Annotated in this window: 2 protein-coding genes, 1 rRNA gene and 1 pseudogene; 2 read left to right on the forward strand and 2 right to left on the reverse strand. The window is 41.6% G+C overall.

From position 1 onward, the window contains the following. Positions 1-44 precede the first annotated feature (44 nt). Both rrf and CIK94_RS06200 read left to right on the forward strand, forming a co-directional pair. A 5S ribosomal RNA gene (gene rrf, locus CIK94_RS06195) occupies positions 45-157 on the forward strand. A gap of 279 nt (positions 158-436) precedes the next feature. Beyond that, a pseudogene (locus CIK94_RS06200) lies at positions 437-1666 on the forward strand (IS4 family transposase). A 1072-nt stretch (positions 1667-2738) separates the two neighbouring features. Here the strand turns inward: CIK94_RS06200 and CIK94_RS06205 are convergent. Then, positions 2739-3656 (reverse strand): FimB/Mfa2 family fimbrial subunit, encoded by a 918-nt coding sequence (locus tag CIK94_RS06205; RefSeq protein ID WP_022311524.1) that lies wholly within the window; start codon positions 3654-3656, stop codon positions 2739-2741. A 125-nt stretch (positions 3657-3781) separates the two neighbouring features. Then, a complete protein-coding gene (locus CIK94_RS14560) occupies positions 3782-3943 on the reverse strand; it encodes a hypothetical protein (RefSeq protein WP_173823503.1) in 162 nt (53 codons plus the stop codon). Positions 3944-3967: the final 24 nt, after the last annotated feature.

The raw sequence follows: 3967 nt of genomic DNA on the forward strand, positions 1-3967 counted from the left end.
ATGCGTGCCGCGTATGATGGCAGTAGAGTCAGGAACGATATCAATCAGGCGGTTATTGCGGTGGGGTCCCACCTCTTCCCATTCCGAACAGAGAAGTTAAGCCCACTTGCGCCGATGGTACTGCAATGCAATGCGGGAGAGTAGGTAGCCGCCCTTTTTCACGAAGAGCCTTGGTCACGACAGTGACTGAGGCTTTTTTCGTTGGTACATGTGCCATATTTTGGGCAATGAAGAAGATGATTATTGGTAATCATCCGAAACAAGCGTAACCATTCGAAACAAGCGTAACCATTCGAAACAAGCGTAACCATTCGAAACTATTGCTGTCCGCTAAAACTTTTTTTGAGCATATAAAAATTAGGGCTGGATTCCTCGCTTGGAATTCAGCCCTTTTAGTTACCTTTGTTTCTTGTTGTAAATTTCAATTCAAGTAACTATGAACAAAGGTACACATTTTAGCGGACAGCCGATGTATGGTCAGCTAATAAATTTGCTCAACAAGGAAGAAATTCTCAAATTCAGCCGCGAGCATAATGGTGAACGCTACGTAAAGCGCTTTGATGCCTACCAGCATATGGCCATAATGCTTTACGCTGTCATCAGAAAATTCGACACATTGCGCGAGATTACTGATTCTATGTTTCCTGAAGCGCGCAAGCTCGCCCATTTGGGCATAAGGACGATGCCAAGGCGCAGCACTTTGTCTGATGCCAACGCCCGCAGGCCTGAGGCCGTGTTTGAGGCCACGTACCGCAGCCTGTACGCCCGATACAAGGACGAACTTTCCTCGGACAGCCGAAAACGGCGGATGCCCGCATGGTTCAACCGCCTGCAGATTATCGACTCCACGACTATAAGCCTTTTTTCCAACCTCATTTTCAAAGGCGTAGGCAGGCATCCCAAGACCGGGAAAAAGAAGGGTGGCATAAAAGTGCACACCAATATCTACGCTAACGAGTTCGTTCCGTCTGACATCAAGTTCACATCAGCCGCAACCAATGACAGCTTTATGCTGATGCCCTCGAATTATAACGATGGAGATATCATTGTCATGGACAGTGCCTACATAGACTATGCCAGGTTTGAGGAACTGACCAATCGTGGCGTCACATACGTGACAAAGATGAAGAAGAATCTTGTATATGATACTCTTTCAGACACAATGTACATGTTGCCGTGTGGCCTCATGGAGTGTAGAGTCCAGGTCGTGGAGTTCAGGAAACATATAAAGGGCGGAGAGAATATCAAACACAAGGCCCGTATTGTCACCTATGTCGATCCTGCGAAGAAAAAGGCGAAAGTCATATCGTTGCTCACCAACGACATGACCATGGAGGTGGAAGACATCATCGACATATACCGCCAAAGATGGGAAATAGAGTTGCTGTTAAAGCAGTTGAAACAAAATTTCCCGCTTAAATACTTCTATGGGGAGAGCGCCAACGCCATCAAGATACAGATTTGGGTCACCCTAATAGCCAATCTCCTTCTGATGGTCATAAAAAAGCGCATCAAACGCTCTTGGAGCTTTTCTGGATAGGCATCAATGGTAAGAATCATGCTCATGTATTATGTGAACTGCTATACTTTCCTTGAGGAACCAGAAAAAGACTGGGCAAAAATGGTTCAGGAGGCTCAGGAAACACCCCCTGAACCAAGCCTTTGATTAGAGAGGGGCTTACTTTTTGAAAAACAATCCCGAAGTCCCATTTCTGAAGGACTTCGGGCGAGGGATTTGTGCTCTTTAGAGTTTTAGCGGACAGCAATAATATAGAATGAAGAGTTGACGTTTGACTTATCTCCTAAAAACCAAGGGACAACCTCTGCCTCCGTAGAGTTGGCTGGTAGAAGAATGAGCGCTTCTGGTTTCAGACACTGTTCTTTGGATGAATAAAGTGCACTATATCGTTCATTTGGTCGGGCGTTTTTTACCCATTGCTTTGCGTTTTTTAGGCAATTATAGACATGTTGGCTTTATATGTATAACCAACTTGCTTTCGTGGGCTTTTGGGTGTAATTTTGCAATGTTTCAATAAGGCCTGGTATTATGATAGATTTCTGCAAATTCAAGTTGTTCATTTCTCTCGTCAACTACTTCGCTACTAGGGATTTTACTATATGTTCTTTCAGTCAATAGGTGCGATTGACTATAGAGCTGCAAAATTGGAATGGCAGCATAAGATATATATGAAATTCTCTTGTTACAAGAAAACTGCTGTGTTTTTGAATATTTTAAAGGGATACTAATGATAGTAAGTCATTTCGAACACGGATGGTAGCGTGAATTACTCTTTTTGAAGGCTGAAATAATGGTTGCTGGTATGTATTTTCATAATTCACGATTTGAATTCAGGAAATACGCGTTTCTGGAGAATGACAGTGTATGCCATCGAAAGATATGTTCTATGTAGTGTTATATAACCGTTATTATTGAGGTCGGTCCTTTGCGATGTGTTATGGCTTAAGTAGCGGTTAGACAAAAGGGACCAACCTCTTGGTAAACCTTGTTAGTTTAGAATTTTGGCACTGTATTGCCTTTTTTCGAAACAATCGGAAACGTAGTTCTAAGTACCATTAGAAAGATGATGAATGCGGCTTCTTTTTACAGGATTTCAGTTGCTTTCGAACGGACAAGGACAAAAGATAGGGCTGAATCCCAAGCGCGGAATCCAGCCCTATCATTAATGTATATGAACTTTAATCAGTAACTTATAGTCTAAAGCGATGATATTGGTGTGTTAGTAGCAGTTTGTTATATCAGTTATATTGCTACTATTGATGGGGATATGGATATCTGGTTTAACGTTTATGTTATCGTCGTTTCCCCCTCCAGTATTATCTCCTTTGAACAGTGTGGAGTTTATTATTATGCACGTGTTTTTGGAAATAGGTACGTCTTCGTATTGGATGCTTTTGACGGTTGATTTGTCTTTATCCAGAGCTTTAATGGTTAGTTTTACCTCTCCATTCTCGTCTCGTGGGAATGTGTATATATTAAATTCTGAATTTTTGCCAATCATATCATCGGTTACATTGCGGTATTCCGTCTGTCGAGAGTTGACTGACCCATATCCGGATAAACTGCTATAGGTTGAGCTTCCACCCGTGTAATAGAATTCCATCTGCTTCACCTCTTTGGGCATGGGATCGGGTATGGTAACACGTATGTTGGCCACAATACGTTCAAGTTCAACAGAAATAGTCTTATCTGATTCTACATCAATGTTGGTAGAATAGGCAAATGTGTCTGTAATTTTGTTGTCTTTGAACTTGATTTTTTCTTCTGACTCAACGCTGATATTGCCCAGTCCATTATGTGCAATAATCACTAAATGATATTGTCCATCTTCTATAGTAAGCGTAGGGGAGCCAAAGTCTTTGTCGGTGATACCTTGGTGCCTTATGGAATATAGTTTACCATTATTACTGAAAACACAATAGCTGATGCGTGTGCAAACTTGCTTCAGGTCAGTCAAATCATCAATTGTTGTGATATTGACTTTGACCTTTCGGCCATTTTGGATTTCTGTTCCAGGAGAGTCCTCTCCATTATTGGGGATATTTGCTTTTTCGCATCCAGCTAAAAAGAGCAACGAACATACAATCAGTATTTTTTGTGTTACCCAAGCATATATAAAAGAGGGTGGCTTGTTCATTTCGGCGGTTTTATAGTTGATAAACTGGTAGTAATGGTAGATAAGATAGTAGAAAAATAGGATAATGAACAAAAAAACCGCTTAGAACAATGTTCCAAGCGGCCATTTCCTTTAGTTCGTGCTAATTACTCAGCAACTACACTATCAGCAACTGCTGTATCAGCAACAACTGAGTCAACTACTGCAGTGTCAGAGTCTGCGTTAGCAACGGGCTCAGCAGTTTTGTTACCACAAGATGCGAAAGAGATAGCAGCGATAGCTACGAACATCAAAACTAATTTCTTCATTTTCTTTGCTTTTTAAATCTGTAA

This window comes from Prevotella sp. P4-51, from assembly GCF_002251455.1.
Taxonomy (GTDB): Bacteria; Bacteroidota; Bacteroidia; order Bacteroidales; family Bacteroidaceae; genus Prevotella.